Here is a 13,901-nt window from a genome sequence, read left to right on the forward strand (position 1 = left end):
GCCCCTTCCCCCGGCAGTACCTTATGAGTGTGCCGGAGACGAAGCCCACTGTTCTGGTCCTGACCGCGCTCGCGCTGGAGTACGCGGCGGTCCGCGCGCATGTCGAGGAACGGCAGGAACTGGTCCACCCCGGCAACGGGACGTTCGTGGAAGTGGGCCGGCTGCCCGGCTCCCCCTGGCAGGTGGCCGTCGCCGAGCTGGGCGAGGGGGCCAGGAACACCGCCGCGCTCACCGCGTCGCTCATCGGCTGGCTCCGGCCGCGGGCGGTCCTGTTCGTGGGCGTCGCCGGCGGCCTGAAGGAGGACGTCGGCCTCGGCGACGTCGTGGTGGGCACGAAGGTGTACGGCATCCACGGGGGCAAGGTGACGGCGGCGGGTCTCCAGGTGCGGCCGGAGGCGTGGTCCGGCTCCCACGCGCTGCTCCAGGCGGCGCGTTCGGCCGTACGGGACATGACGGGTCCGCGGGTCCACTTCAAGCCGGTCGCCACGGGGGACGTCGTCCTCGCCGACGCCGGGTCCCGGATCGCCCGGCACGTCCACGAGCACTACAACGACGCCGTCGCGTTCGAGATGGAGGGCTCGGGCGCGGCCCACGCGGCGCACCTGGAAGGGCGGGACGCCCTCGTCGTGCGGGGCGTCAGCGACCACGCGGACGCCGGGAAGGCGGCGGCGGACGCCGGGGGCTGGCAGGAGCGGGCGGCGGCACGGGCGGCGGCGGTGGCCGTGGCGGTGCTGCGCAAGTACCGCCTGCGGGAGGGCGGTTCCGGCGGCGCCGGGGAGGAGGGAGCACCGGCCCGCTACGACGGCGACCACATCGACTTCCGGGGCGGCACCTTCCACGGACCCGTCGTCGGGAAGCGGGTCGAAGGCGAGCGGCCGTAGGGCGCGCGCCGGCGCCCCGGACGCGCAGCACCAGGGGAGTCCGCGTCCGCAACAACTTCCTGCGCACCCGGCACATCGCCGCCGACCCGCCAATCCCGCGCAGACGCATTGACCCGACCGGACCGCCGCTCTTACCTTCACACGGCAGCAATCTCCGCGCCACCCCCACGTGTGCTCAGGAGGTCATGCCCGTGCGCCCCACCGCCGCCCTCACCCCCCTCCTCGTCATCGCCCTCACCGGCACCGCGCTCACCGCCTGCGGCGGTGGCTCCGGGAGCGATCCGGACACGGTCAAGGTGTCCTACAAGCAGTCCACCGACAACTCCGTCAAGGTGATGGACACCTATCTCGCCGGCGTCAAGGAGCAGTTCGAGAGGGAGCACCCGGGCAAGAAGGTGGAGTTCGTGCCGATCAAGGCCCCGGACGCGGAGTACTACACCAAGCTCCAGCAGATGCTGCGGTCCCCGCGGACCGCTCCCGACCTGGTCTACGAGGACACCTTCCTCATCAACTCCGACATCACCAGCGGGTACCTGAAGCCGCTCGACCCGTACCTCGCGAAGTGGCCCGACTGGAGCCGGTTCGTCGACTCCGCGAAGGCGGCGGCCAGGGGCCGGGACGGGAAGACGTACGGCGTCCCGGACGGGACCGACACGCGCGGGCTCTGGTTCGACCGGCGGGTGTTCCGGAAGGCCGGGCTGCCGCCGGACTGGCGGCCGAGGACCTGGGAGGACGTCCTCGCCGCCGCCCGCACCATCAAGCGGAAGGTCCCCGGCGTCGTCCCGCTCAACGTCTACACCGGCAAGCCGGCGGGTGAGCGGGCCACCATGCAGGGATTCGAGATGCTCCTGTACGGCACGGGCGACGGCACACGGGATCCGCTGTACGACAGCGGGAGCCAGAAGTGGATCACCGGGTCCCAGGGCTTCAAGGACTCGCTGGAGTTCGTGGAGACCGTCTACCGGGACAAGCTCGGGCCGGACGTCTCCGACGCCCTCGACCCGAACTTCAACACCGCCGTCAACGGCGAGCTGCTCCCCCAGGGGAAGATCGGCATCGCCCTCGACGGCTCCTGGCTGCCGCAGGACTGGCTGCCGGGCAGCGGGCACGAGTGGCCGCAGTGGTCGAAGCAGCTGGGGCTCGCCGCCATGCCGACACAGGCCGGACAGGCACCGGGCAAGGTCAGCATGTCCGGGGGCTGGACCTGGTCCGTCCCGGCCAAGGCGGCCAACCCCGGCCTCGCCTTCGACTTCATCCGGACCCTCCAGACCAAGGACAACGCCCGGAAGTGGTACATCGCCAACTCCGGGATCGCCGTACGCGAGGACGTCGCCGCCGATCCGGCGTACACCGGTGCCCAGCCCGGCATCAGGTTCTTCACCGACCTCGTGGCGAGCACCCACTACCGGCCCGCGTACCCGGCCTACCCGAAGGTGTCGACCGCCGTGCAGGAGGCCATGGAGGCGGTCACGACCGGTGACCTGTCCGTGGCGAAGGCCGCGAGCGAGTACGACGCCACGCTCGCGGACGTCACCGGCGGCCAAGTGGTCCGGAAGTGAGGCGCGGGCACGGGGCCGTCCGGGTCCTCCCCCTCGCCCCCGCCGTCGTCCTCCTGCTCCTCTTCCTCGCCGGGCCGATCGCCTACTGCGGCTGGATCGCCTTCACCGACCTCCAGCTGACCGGCCAGGCGCACTCCTCCTTCGTCGGCTTCGCCAACTTCCGCCGGGCGTTCCGGGACGACGCGTTCCTGAACGCCGTCCTGCTGACCGTGGTGTTCACCGTCCTGTCCGCGCTCATCGGGCAGAACACCCTGGGGCTGGCGCTGGCCGCCCTGATGAAGCGCGCGTCGAAGCCCGTCCGCACCCTCGTCGGCGGGGTCGTCGTCACCGCGTGGGTGCTGCCGGAGGTGGTCGCCGGGTTCCTGCTCTACGCGTTCTTCCGCCGTGAGGGCACCTTGAACGCCCTCCTGGACTGGCTCCACCTGCCCCGGCAGAACTGGCTCTTCACACTGCCGATCCTCGCCGTGTCCTTCGCCAACGTCTGGCGGGGCACGGCGTTCTCGATGCTCGTCTACTCCGCGGCGCTCGCCGAGATCCCGGCCGAGATCACGGAGGCCGCCGAGGTGGACGGGGCCGGCGGGTGGCGGCGGCTGTGGCACATCACGCTGCCGATGATCCGGCGCTCCATCGGCACCAATCTGATGCTCAACACCCTCCAGACACTGTCCGTCTTCGGGCTCATCTGGGTGATGACACGGGGCGGGCCGGGGGACCGGAGCCAGACGCTGCCGCTGTTCATGTACGAGCAGGCGTTCCAGAACAGCATGATCGGGTACGGCACCGCGGTCGCCCTGCTCCTGCTGCTCGTCGGCTCCCTGTTCTCGGTCGTGTATCTGCGGCTGCTGCGGACGGAGGTCTGATGCCCCGCAAGCGCGCCTCCCGGCGGCTCGCCGCCGACATCTCGCTGCTGGCCGTGGCGGTCGCCTTCGCGCTGCCCCTCGTGTGGGTGCTGCTGTCCGCCGTGGACCCGCACGCCGGGCTGCGGGTCAGGGTCCCTGACGGGTTCACGCCGGACAACTTCGACGCGATCCTCACCCCCGACATCACCTTCACCCCGCTGCTGAACAGTCTGGTCCTGTGCGGGGGCGGCACGGCGCTGACCGTCGGCTGCGCCGCCCTCGCCGCGTATCCGCTGTCCCGGTTCCGGTCCCGGCTGAACCGGCCGTTCCTGCTGACGATCCTGTTCGCGACGAGCCTGCCCATCACCGCGATCATGGTGCCGGTGTACGCGCTGTACGTCCGGGTGAATCTCATCGACACCCTCCAGGGCACGGTCTTCTTCTTCGCCGCCTCCCAACTTCCCTTCGCGATCTGGCTGATGAAGAACTTCATGGACGGCGTGCCGAGGGAGCTGGAGGAGGCCGCGTGGACGGACGGGGCGTCGGCGCCGCAGTCGCTGGTCCGGATCGTGCTGCCGCTGATGGGGCCCGGGCTCGCCGTGGTCACCGTGTTCTCGTTCGTGATGATGTGGGGGAACTTCTTCGTCCCCTTCATGCTGCTGCTCTCCCCGGACCGGATGCCGGCCTCGGTGAGCATCAACGACTTCTTCGGCAACCGGGGCATGGTGGCCTACGGACAGCTCGCCGCGTTCTCCGTGGTCTATTCGACACCGGTGATCCTTTTGTATGTTCTGGTGGCACGCCGGCTGGGCGGCGGGTTCGCCCTGGGTGGCGCCGTGAAGGGGTGACACGAGACAGCAGCAGGTCACGGGCGTTGACACCGAGTGCCGCCTCACTCGGCGTGATCAACCCGTACGTTCCTACGATCCGTGATCTCGGCGGAACCGACCGTAGTCACCGCCCCCGTGCACCCCTACCTTGTGCCGGGTGCGCCACTCAGCCCAACCGAACCCCCCAGCTCCCCCGTTCAACGCCCCGGCCGCCCGCAGGCTCCGCGCCGCGCTGGGCATGGGGCCCGAGCACGTCGCCTACGGGATGCGTGCCTCGTACGGACTGCCCTACGTCACCCCTGATCTCGTGATCGCCTGGGAGCGCGGCACCGTCGCGCCGGGCAACCCCGAACTCACCGCGCTCGCGGGTGTGCTGTGGTGTTCACCCGGCGAGCTGATCGGCCGGCCGAGGACGCTGCGCGAGCACCGCATCGCCCGTGCCGTCGCGGCCGAGGACATCGCCCACGCCGTCGGCATGGAGCTGCGCGCCTACCTGGAGGCGGAGGAGAGCGGCCAGTGGCGGGGCAACGAGCGGCAGTCGGCCGCGCTCGCCCGGATCCTGGAACTCGCCCTGCCCGACTTCGTGGCCGTCACCGGCCGCGAGGCGAAACTCGCCGATCTGCTGCACAGCGCGGTGACCACGCGCTGGCAGGCCTACGTGCGGCCGGTGATGAAGCTCGCCCCGCTGGACAAGGAGGTCGTGGAACAGGTGCTGCAGGAACTGCACCAGGACTACCAGGGGCACATGGCCGCCACCCTCAGCTGGGGCGGCGGCAGCAGGAACGCGAGCGAGTCGGGGCAGCAGTTCCTGGACGGGATCGTCGACAACTTCTGGACGGCCGTGGAGGGCCGGACCGGCTGAACGGGTTCCGCCGGACCACCCCGCGAAGGGCGGCCCGGGAGCCCGGCGGCTCAGAAGACCGACTCGGCCTCGTCCATCCGGTCCTTCGGTACCGTCTTCAGCTCGGTGACGGCCTCGGCGAGCGGCACCATCACGATGTCGGTGCCGCGCAGCGCGGTCATCCGGCCGAACTGGCCGCGGTGCGCGGCCTCGACGGCGTGCCAGCCGAAGCGGGTGGCGAGGACCCGGTCGTAGGGGGTGGGGACGCCGCCGCGCTGGACGTGGCCGAGGATGACCGGCTTGGCCTCCTTGCCCAGGCGCCGCTCCAGCTCGTAGGCGAGCGCGGTGCCGATGCCCTGGAAGCGCTCGTGGCCGTACTGGTCGATGTCGCCCTTGCCGTAGTCCATGGAGCCCTCGGCGGGGTGGGCGCCCTCGGCGACGCAGACGACGGCGAACTTCTTGCCGCGGGCGAAGCGCTCCTCGACCATCTTGGCCAGGTCGGCGGGGTCGAAGGGGCGCTCGGGCAGGCAGATGCCGTGGGCGCCGGCGGCCATGCCGGACTCCAGGGCGATCCAGCCGGCGTGCCGGCCCATGACCTCCACGACCATCACGCGCTGGTGGGACTCGGCGGTGGTCTTGAGCCGGTCCATGGCCTCGGTCGCGACGCCGACGGCGGTGTCGAAGCCGAAGGTGCGGTCGGTGGAGGAGATGTCGTTGTCGATGGTCTTGGGGACGCCGACCACCGGCAGGCCGGCGTCGGAGAGCATGCGGGCCGCGGTCAGGGTGCCCTCGCCGCCGATCGGGATCAGCGCGTCGATGCCGAACTCCTCGACCATGTCGGCGGCGCCCTCGCAGGCCTCGCGCAGCCGGTCGCGCTCCAGCCGGGAGGAGCCGAGGATGGTGCCGCCGCGGGCCAGGATGCCGCTGACGGCGTCCAGGTCGAGGGCGCGGTAGTGGCGGTCCAGCAGGCCCCGGTAGCCGTCCTCGAAGCCGATGACCTCGTCGCCGTACTGCGCCACCGCCCGGTGCACGACGGACCGGATCACGGCGTTCAGGCCGGGGCAGTCGCCGCCTGCGGTGAGAACTCCGATGCGCATCGTGCTGTGTCTCCTGCTCGCTGTCGTGTACCGGTGAGCCGGTGTCGATTGTTTCACGTCCGCCAGGCAGGTGAGGTCTTGACGGGCGCCTTATCCGGCAGCGGGGGTATTGTCAAGAGGGTCCTGCTCACCTCGGTGGGCGATTTTTATGCCGAAGACGCGACATCCAAGACATGAGGAACGGAGTGGACACGTGACGCGCAGCGTGTACGTGACCGGGATCGACCGCGGTGACGGCCGCCAGGTCGTGGAGCTGGGAGTCATGGAGCTCCTGACCCGGCAGGTCGACCGGGTGGGCGTGTTCCGTCCGCTGGTCCACGACGGGCCCGATCGCCTGTTCGAGCTGCTGCGGTCCCGCTACCGGCTCTCGCAGGACTCCGCGACCGTCTACGGCATGGACTACCACGAGGCGTCCGCACTCCAGGCCGAGCAGGGCACCGACGAGCTGGTCTCCGCCCTCGTCGACCGCTTCCACCTGGTCGCCCGCGACTACGACGTGGTCCTGGTCCTCGGCACCGACTTCGCCGGCACACAGCTGCCGGACGAGCTGTCCCTGAACGCCCGGCTCGCCAACGAGTTCGGCGCGTCGGTGATCCCGGTGGTGGGCGGACGCAAGCAGACCGCCGAGTCGGTGCTGGCCGAGACCCGCAACGCCTACCGCGCGTACGACGGCCTCGGGTGCGACGTGCTGGCGATGGTCACCAACCGGGTGGCCCGCGCGGACCGCGACGAGATCGCCGGCCGGCTCGCCGACCGGCTGCCGGTGCCCTGCTACGTCGTGCCGGACGAGCCCGCGCTGTCCGCGCCGACCGTCTCCCAGATCGCCCACGCCCTCGGCGCCCGGGTGCTGCTCGGCGACGACTCGGGCCTGGCCCGGGACGCGCTGGACTTCGTCTTCGGCGGCGCCATGCTGCCCAACCTGCTGGGCGCCCTCACCCCCGGCTGCCTCGTGGTGACCCCCGGCGACCGCGCCGACCTGGTCGTCGGCTCGCTGGCCGCGCACAGCGCCGGCACCCCCCCGATAGCCGGGGTGCTGCTGACGCTCGGCGAGGTGCCGCGCGACGAGGTCCTCACCCTCGCCGCCCGCCTCGCCCCGGGCACCCCGGTGCTGTCGGTGGCCGGCAACAGCTTCCCCACCGCCGAGCAGCTGTTCTCCCTGGAGGGCAAGCTCAACGCGGCCACCCCGCGCAAGGCGGAGACCGCCCTCGGCCTGTTCGAGCGGTACGCCGACACCGCGGACCTGGCCCGCCGGGTCTCCGCGCCGAGCAGCGACCGGGTCACCCCGATGATGTTCGAGCACAAGCTGCTGGAGCAGGCACGCTCCGACAAGCGGCGGGTCGTGCTCCCGGAGGGCACCGAGGAGCGGGTGCTGCACGCGGCCGAGGTGCTGCTGCGCCGGGGCGTGTGCGACCTGACCCTGCTCGGCCCGGTCGACCGGATCCGCAAGACGGCCGCCGACCTCGGCATCGACCTCGGCGACACCCAGCTGATCGACCCGGCCACCTCAGGGCTGCGCGACGCCTTCGCGGAGAAGTACGCGGCGCTGCGCGCGCACAAGGGCGTCACGGTCGAGCTGGCCTACGACGTGGTCTCCGACGTGAACTACTTCGGCACCCTGATGGTCCAGGAGGGCCTGGCCGACGGGATGGTCTCCGGCTCGGTGCACTCCACGGCCGCCACCATCCGGCCGGCCTTCGAGATCATCAAGACCCGGCCGGACTCCTCGATCGTGTCGTCGGTGTTCTTCATGTGCCTGGCGGACAAGGTGCTGGTCTACGGCGACTGCGCGGTCAACCCGGACCCGGACGCCGAGCAGCTGGCGGACATCGCCATCCAGTCGGCGGGCACGGCCGCGCAGTTCGGCGTGGAACCGCGGATCGCGATGCTGTCGTACTCCACCGGCACGTCCGGCTCCGGTGCCGACGTCGACAAGGTGCGCGAGGCCACCGAGCTGGCGCGCTCGCGCCGGACCGACCTGAAGATCGAGGGTCCCATCCAGTACGACGCGGCCGTGGAGCCGTCCGTGGCGGCCACCAAGCTGCCCGGCTCCGAGGTCGCGGGCCAGGCCAGCGTGCTGATCTTCCCCGACCTCAACACCGGCAACAACACCTACAAGGCCGTGCAGCGCTCGGCCGGCGCGATCGCCGTCGGCCCGGTCCTGCAGGGCCTGCGCAAGCCGGTCAACGACCTGTCCCGGGGCGCGCTCGTCCAGGACATCGTCAACACCGTCGCCATCACGGCGATCCAGGCCCAGAACCCCAGCGAGAAGGCGTCCCAGCAGTGACCTCCCCGACCCGTGTCCTCGTCCTCAACTCCGGCTCCTCGTCGGTGAAGTACCAGCTCCTGGACATGCGGGACAGCAGCCGTCTCGCGGTGGGCCTGGTCGAGCGCATCGGTGAGCAGACGTCCCGGCTGAAGCACACCTGCCTCACCTCCGGCGACACCCGCGAGCACACCGGGCCGATCGCCGACCACGACGCCGCACTCAAGGCGGTCGCGGCGGAGCTGGGCCGCGACGGCCTCGGCCTCGACTCCCCCGAGCTGGCCGCGGTCGGTCACCGCGTGGTGCACGGCGGGCTGTTCTTCACCGAGCCGACCGTCGTCGACGACGAGGTGATCACCGAGATCGAGCGGCTGATCCCGGTCGCCCCGCTGCACAACCCGGCCAACCTCACCGGTATCCGCACCGCGCGGGCGCTCCGCCCCGACCTGCCCCAGGTCGCCGTCTTCGACACGGCGTTCCACACGACGATGCCGGAGTCGGCGGCGCGCTACGCGATCGACCCGAAGATCGCCGACCGCCACCGCATCCGCCGCTACGGCTTCCACGGCACCTCGCACGCCTACGTCTCCCGGGAGACCGCGCGGCTGCTGGGCAAGGACCCGGCCGAGGTCAACGTGATCGTGCTGCACCTGGGCAACGGCGCCTCCGCGTCGGCGGTGGAGAAGGGCCGGTGCGTGGACACCTCCATGGGGCTGACGCCCTTGGAGGGGCTCGTGATGGGTACGCGCTCCGGGGACCTGGACCCGGCCGTCATCTTCCATTTGGCACGGGTTGGCGATATGTCCATGGACGAGATCGACACTCTCCTCAACAAGAGGAGCGGCCTGTTCGGTCTGTGCGGGGACAACGACATGCGGGAGATCCGCCGCCGGGTCGAGGCGGGCGACGAACAGGCCGCGCTCGCCTTCGACATTTACATTCACCGGATCAAGAAGTACATCGGCGCCTATTACGCGGTGCTCGGCACGGTGGACGCGGTCGCCTTCACCGCCGGGGTCGGCGAGAACGCGGCCGCGGTGCGGGAGGCGGCGATCGCGGGCCTGGCGGGCCTGGGCCTGGCGGTCGACCCGGAGCGCAATGCCGTGCGCGGTGGCGAGCCTCGGCTCATTTCACCCGAATCCGCCCGAGTGGCGGTCGCGGTGGTGCCGACGGACGAAGAACTGGAGATCGCGACGCAGACCTACGCACTGGTCGGAAAGAAGAACTGAATAGCAGCACCTGAGCGGTGCGGCACTCATTTGTATCTTCCGCCAGACGGAATATTCCGTAGCGAAACAAACCGATAGGATCGCCCCATGCGCCGTTCGAAAATCGTCTGTACTCTCGGCCCCGCGGTCGACTCCCACGAGATGCTCGTCGCCATGATCGAGGCGGGCATGAACGTAGCCCGTTTCAACTTCAGCCACGGCACCCACGCCGAGCACCAGGCGCGGTACGACCGCGTCCGGGCCGCGTCCAAGGAGACCGGCCGCGCCATCGGCGTCCTCGCCGACCTCCAGGGCCCGAAGATCCGCCTGGAGACCTTCGCCGAGGGTCCGGTCGAGCTGGAACGCGGTGACGAGTTCGTCATCACGACCGAGGACGTGCCGGGCGACAAGCACATCTGCGGTACGACGTACAAGGGGCTGCCGGGCGACGTCTCGCGCGGTGACCAGGTCCTCATCAACGACGGCAACGTCGAGCTGAAGGTCCTGGACGTCGAGGGGCCCCGGGTCAAGACCATCGTCATCGAGGGCGGTGTCGTCTCCGACCACAAGGGCATCAACCTGCCCGGCGCGGCCGTCAACGTGCCGGCGCTGAGCGAGAAGGACGTCGAGGACCTCCGCTTCGCCCTCCGCATGGGCTGCGACATGGTCGCCCTGTCCTTCGTCCGCGACGCCAAGGACGTCCAGGACGTCCACCGCGTCATGGACGAGGAGGGCCGCCGGGTCCCGGTCATCGCCAAGGTGGAGAAGCCGCAGGCGGTGGAGAACATGGAGGACGTCGTCGCGGCGTTCGACGCGGTCATGGTCGCCCGTGGCGACCTCGCCGTCGAGTACCCGCTCGAGAAGGTCCCCATGGTGCAGAAGCGCCTGATCGAGCTGTGCCGGCGCAACGCCAAGCCGGTGATCGTGGCGACCCAGATGATGGAGTCGATGATCACCAACTCCCGGCCGACCCGCGCCGAGGCGTCCGACGTCGCCAACGCGATCCTGGACGGCGCGGACGCGGTCATGCTGTCGGCCGAGTCGAGCGTGGGCGCGTACCCGATCGAGACGGTCAGGACGATGTCGAAGATCGTCACCGCCGCCGAGCAGGAGCTGCTCTCCAAGGGTCTGCAGCCCCTCGTCCCCGGCAAGAAGCCGCGCACGCAGGGTGGTTCGGTGGCCCGTGCGGCGGCGGAGATCGCCGACTTCCTCGGCGCCAAGGGCCTGGTCGCCTTCACCCAGTCCGGCGACACCGCGCGCCGGCTGTCCCGGTACCGCGCCTGCCAGCCGATCATCGCCTTCACCACGGACGAGGGCACCCGCAACCAGCTCACCCTGAGCTGGGGCGTGGAGTCGCACATCGTGCCGTTCGTGAACACCACCGACGAGATGGTCGACCTGGTGGACCAGGAGATCGCCAAGCTGAGCCGCTTCGACTCGGGCGACACGGTCATCATCACCGCCGGCTCGCCCCCCGGGGTCCCCGGCACGACGAACATGCTCCGCGTCCACCACCTGGGCGGCCAGAGCAAGTAGAGGCCCTGAACGGCACCGAGGGCGCCTCCTGTGACAGGGGGCGCCCTCGGTGTTTCACCGGGCCGGTGTCACACCTGCGCCGCCGGCACGACGGCGTTCGCCAGGGCGTGCAAAGTTCTCACGGTAGGAATCCGGCCGGCTCCTTCAGTAACCTCCGCCCGACCCGGCGAACAGGGTGGGTACGGCGGTCGACGCCCCGTGGACCGTGTGCAGTCGGCCAGGGCGAGCGGGCAAGCCCGGCGTCTCAGGACTTGGTGTGCGGTCCGGCAGGCGTTCCACCACCGCGTCGACCGCCTCCCGGCTGGCACCGACGAGCAGGGTCAGCTTGAGCTGTGTTCTCAAATCGCCCCCGTCCCCCGACGGTTACTTCTCCGCCTCCCTGACTGTCGGCGGTGAAGGCACCTCCGTTGCGGCTTTCCGGGGGCTGCCGCCTCCCGGCCGTTCCGCTCGGCACCGAGGGCGCCCCGCCCCAGGAGACGCGCTCGGTTCTGTCCGGAGTTCGTCCGAGGCTACGGCAGGTCGGCGGCCAGCCGTTGCCACGCCTCGAACTCGCCCCACCGCGGGTGCTCAGCCAGCCATTGCCGCAGCGGCGCCACCGGGCTGAGCAGGCGGCGGACCGTCCGGAGCGTGAGGATCTGCGAGCGCTCCAGCTCACGCCAGCGCGGCGCCAGCGCTGCAGCCGTCTCACGGTCCATCGGCAGGGCGCCGAGCGCCCGTTCGAGCACGGTCCGTGGATCGAGCAGCGGTACGTCCGTCCGTGCACCCACCGACTGGGACAGTGAGCTTCTGAGCCACAGATCGCGCAGCAGCCATTCGCCGTGCTGCGTCCCCGTGGCCCGCTCGGCGGCGGCGAGCAGAGCCGACCATGCCGTGCCGACCGCCCGCCACCGCTCCACCGTCAGCCGGGCCGGATCCTTCTGGATGCGGGCGGCGAACATCTGCGCCGCGGCGATCCAGTGGTTCACCGACCCTTCCGCCCGGGCCACCTCCGCAGCCGACCACCGGCGTACGTGGGCGTCCAGGTCGAGCTGGTCTAGGCCATCGAAGAGCCCATTCATCCGAAGTGCACCCCGGCCGCCTCGAACATCTCCTTCCGCAACTGTTCCGCACCGCCGCCCGGCGACCAGAACGGGTCGCCCGCCTTGAAGAAGTGACCACTGTGGTTGTCGATGCGCAGGCCGAAGTACTGCCCCCCACCGCCGGCGACCTCAGCCTCGCCCGCGGCACGCACCGCCGCGCCACCGCTCAGCACTGGGTGGGACAGCTCCTCTCCCTGCACCCTCTTCGGCATGATCACCAGTTCTCCGTCCTCCAGCGCGGCCCACTTGACCAGCTCGCCGTCCATGTCGATGTAGTTGCCTCCGCGCGGGTCACCCTTGGCCCGCGGGGCCTCCTCCCCGAACTGAGCAGCCTCCTCGATGGGCTTCTTGAGCTTGGTGGCATCAATCCCTCTGCGGACACGTTGCCCTTATCACCCACTTTGTGGTACTTGCCACCCCACAGGTGCTGGTCCGCGATGTGCTTCAGCGCACCCTCCGTGATCGTCCTGCAGCTGATGTTGTTCGTCGCGGCCGGGTCCCCGGCCGCGACGAAATAGGAGTTCCCTCCACCGTGAGGTCGTACGTGACCTGCGGCTTCGTGTACGAGGTGACGCCGACGACCTTGACGGTGCCGTGGTCCGGGGTCTGTAGCCGGTCACCGACCCGCAGACGCCCGGCGTCCGTCCAGGAGCGGCTGGTGAGGTCTTGCGTGCCTTGGAGGCACCCTCGAAGAACTTGGCGAGTCCACCGGCGACCCGGACCATGGCCGTGGCCACGGCGGGCGCCTTGCCGATCAGGGCGACCAGGCTGATGGCGCTGACCGCCGTCCACAGGCAGCTCTCCACGTCAGGATCGGAGAAGCACTTCTTGGCGTCCGTCACGCCCAGCAGGTCGAGCAGGATCTGGCCGCCGTTCGCCTTGACCCAGTCGAGAACATCCTGGTTCCCGGCCGCCATGGCCTCGCGGTACTGGTCCACAGGAGTGTGTAGATCAGTACCGGCAGGCGCGCGCCCTGGCGTCCCTGAGCCTGCTGGACTGGGTCAAGGACAACGGTGGCCAGATCCTCCTCGACGAAATCGGCTGGACCGACCTCAAAACTGTCTGACCAAGGGGGACGTCGAGAGCTGCCTGTGGACGCTGGCCAAGGCGATCCCGATCCAGAAGCTGGGCACGGCGGTCAAGGCGATCGTCCGGATGTCCTCCGGCGTTTTCGGCTTCTTCGAGAAGTCCGCGAAGGCGAAGAAGACGCTGGACAAGCTCCGCAAACTCGCGCAGAAGGCGAAGAAGGAGCCCAACCTCCCGTCCCGCAAGAAGAAGCCCCGGATGGGTGGCGCCCGCGCGGAGCGCCGGCTTCGTCGGCACGGCCGGCCCGGCGTCGGTGTCCACCGCCGCGGCGGCCTCGTCCGACGACGGCATCGACCTGAACGTCTGCGACTTCGATCTGGCCGACGACCTGCCCTACGAGGTACTGGCCGACATCGAGAAGAAGTACGGGTCGGACGTGGCGGACGGCGTGGAGTACCAGCGGATGCGGATGGGCAGCAGCGACATCAAGGAGGCGGCGGATCATGCCCCTCCGGGCGTCGGCCGCAACCTCGAGGACATGGCCGACTACTTCCGGCAGTGGCGGAGCAAGCAGACCCACATCGACACGGATACGAAGAACCCCGTCGCCTACGATGAGGACCGGAAGCTGATCATCATCAGCCAGCCGCACCGCATCCACGCCTACAAGAAGTCGTATGAGTCGTCCCACGACGGCGGCCGCTACGAGCCCATCGGCCAGGACCGACGCGGGAAGGAGTGA

Annotated in this window: 13 protein-coding genes; 9 read left to right on the forward strand and 4 right to left on the reverse strand. The window is 70.3% G+C overall.

Annotated features, from left to right (window positions below; translation table 11 throughout):
- The first annotated feature begins 23 nt into the window (after positions 1-23).
- The 5 genes from GT045_RS25740 to GT045_RS25760 all read left to right on the forward strand — a co-directional run bounded on the left by GT045_RS25740 (position 24) and on the right by GT045_RS25760 (position 4,971).
- Positions 24-881: a 5'-methylthioadenosine/S-adenosylhomocysteine nucleosidase gene (locus GT045_RS25740; RefSeq protein WP_161335615.1), complete on the forward strand. Its 858-nt coding sequence runs from the start codon at positions 24-26 to the stop codon at positions 879-881.
- Between the two features lie 185 nt (positions 882-1,066).
- Positions 1,067-2,440, forward strand: a complete 1,374-nt coding sequence (locus GT045_RS25745; RefSeq protein ID WP_161335616.1) for an extracellular solute-binding protein — start codon at positions 1,067-1,069, stop codon at positions 2,438-2,440.
- Complete coding sequence (locus tag GT045_RS25750) at positions 2,437-3,300, forward strand: sugar ABC transporter permease (protein ID WP_161295878.1); 864 nt, start codon at positions 2,437-2,439, stop codon at positions 3,298-3,300. The genes GT045_RS25745 and GT045_RS25750 overlap by 4 nt, the downstream gene beginning before the upstream one ends.
- Positions 3,300-4,127, forward strand: coding sequence for a carbohydrate ABC transporter permease (locus GT045_RS25755; RefSeq protein WP_161295880.1), 828 nt, complete (start codon positions 3,300-3,302; stop codon positions 4,125-4,127). Before GT045_RS25750 ends, GT045_RS25755 begins: the two co-directional genes overlap by 1 nt.
- Positions 4,128-4,266: 139 nt before the next feature.
- Positions 4,267-4,971 (forward strand): XRE family transcriptional regulator, encoded by a 705-nt coding sequence (locus tag GT045_RS25760; protein WP_345942756.1) that lies wholly within the window; start codon positions 4,267-4,269, stop codon positions 4,969-4,971.
- 50 nt (positions 4,972-5,021) lie between these two features.
- Here the strand turns inward: GT045_RS25760 and GT045_RS25765 are convergent, their stop codons facing one another.
- A complete protein-coding gene (locus GT045_RS25765; RefSeq protein ID WP_161295884.1) occupies positions 5,022-6,047 on the reverse strand; it encodes an ATP-dependent 6-phosphofructokinase in 1,026 nt (341 codons plus the stop codon).
- Between the two features lie 193 nt (positions 6,048-6,240).
- Between GT045_RS25765 and pta the strand changes: the two genes are divergently transcribed.
- The 3 genes from pta (at position 6,241) to pyk (ending at position 11,054) form a co-directional block, all read left to right on the forward strand.
- The gene (pta, locus tag GT045_RS25770; protein ID WP_161335617.1) at positions 6,241-8,331 is read left to right on the forward strand and encodes a phosphate acetyltransferase; all 2,091 of its coding nucleotides are present in this window, start codon (positions 6,241-6,243) and stop codon (positions 8,329-8,331) included.
- Positions 8,328-9,539: an acetate kinase gene (locus GT045_RS25775; RefSeq protein WP_161335618.1), complete on the forward strand. Its 1,212-nt coding sequence runs from the start codon at positions 8,328-8,330 to the stop codon at positions 9,537-9,539. Before pta ends, GT045_RS25775 begins: the two co-directional genes overlap by 4 nt.
- Before the next feature lie 87 nt (positions 9,540-9,626).
- Positions 9,627-11,054, forward strand: coding sequence for a pyruvate kinase (gene pyk, locus GT045_RS25780; RefSeq protein ID WP_161295890.1), 1,428 nt, complete (start codon positions 9,627-9,629; stop codon positions 11,052-11,054).
- A gap of 509 nt (positions 11,055-11,563) precedes the next feature.
- Here the strand turns inward: pyk and GT045_RS25785 are convergent.
- The 3 genes from GT045_RS25785 to GT045_RS25795 all read right to left on the reverse strand — a co-directional run bounded on the left by GT045_RS25785 (position 11,564) and on the right by GT045_RS25795 (position 13,350).
- Entirely contained in the window at positions 11,564-12,112 is a 549-nt protein-coding gene (locus GT045_RS25785) for a hypothetical protein (protein ID WP_161335619.1), read from the reverse strand.
- Complete coding sequence (locus tag GT045_RS25790; protein WP_161335620.1) at positions 12,109-12,399, reverse strand: hypothetical protein; 291 nt, start codon at positions 12,397-12,399, stop codon at positions 12,109-12,111. The genes GT045_RS25785 and GT045_RS25790 overlap by 4 nt, the downstream gene beginning before the upstream one ends.
- A 786-nt stretch (positions 12,400-13,185) precedes the next feature.
- On the reverse strand, positions 13,186-13,350 hold the full coding sequence (locus GT045_RS25795; protein ID WP_161335621.1) for a hypothetical protein: 165 nt from the start codon (positions 13,348-13,350) through the stop codon (positions 13,186-13,188).
- Positions 13,351-13,421: 71 nt separating this feature from the next.
- Here GT045_RS25795 and GT045_RS25800 point away from each other — a divergent pair, with 71 nt between their 5' ends.
- A complete protein-coding gene (locus GT045_RS25800; protein WP_161335622.1) occupies positions 13,422-13,901 on the forward strand; it encodes a hypothetical protein in 480 nt (159 codons plus the stop codon).

Origin of the sequence: Streptomyces sp. SID486 (genome assembly GCF_009865385.1) — a bacterium.
Classification (GTDB): Bacteria; Actinomycetota; Actinomycetes; order Streptomycetales; family Streptomycetaceae; genus Streptomyces.

Bases quoted from the DNA above. Each gene is read 5' to 3' on its own strand.
- GT045_RS25740 (WP_161335615.1), top strand. From the start codon at position 24: ATGAGTGTGCCGGAGACGAAGCCCACTGTTCTGGTCCTGACCGCGCTC.
- GT045_RS25745 (WP_161335616.1), top strand. From the start codon at position 1,067: ATGCCCGTGCGCCCCACCGCCGCCCTCACCCCCCTCCTCGTCATCGCC.
- GT045_RS25755 (WP_161295880.1), top strand. From the start codon at position 3,300: ATGCCCCGCAAGCGCGCCTCCCGGCGGCTCGCCGCCGACATCTCGCTG.
- GT045_RS25765 (WP_161295884.1), bottom strand. From the start codon at position 6,047: ATGCGCATCGGAGTTCTCACCGCAGGCGGCGACTGCCCCGGCCTGAAC.
- pyk (WP_161295890.1), top strand. From the start codon at position 9,627: ATGCGCCGTTCGAAAATCGTCTGTACTCTCGGCCCCGCGGTCGACTCC.
- GT045_RS25785 (WP_161335619.1), bottom strand. From the start codon at position 12,112: ATGAATGGGCTCTTCGATGGCCTAGACCAGCTCGACCTGGACGCCCAC.
- GT045_RS25790 (WP_161335620.1), bottom strand. From the start codon at position 12,399: ATGGACGGCGAGCTGGTCAAGTGGGCCGCGCTGGAGGACGGAGAACTG.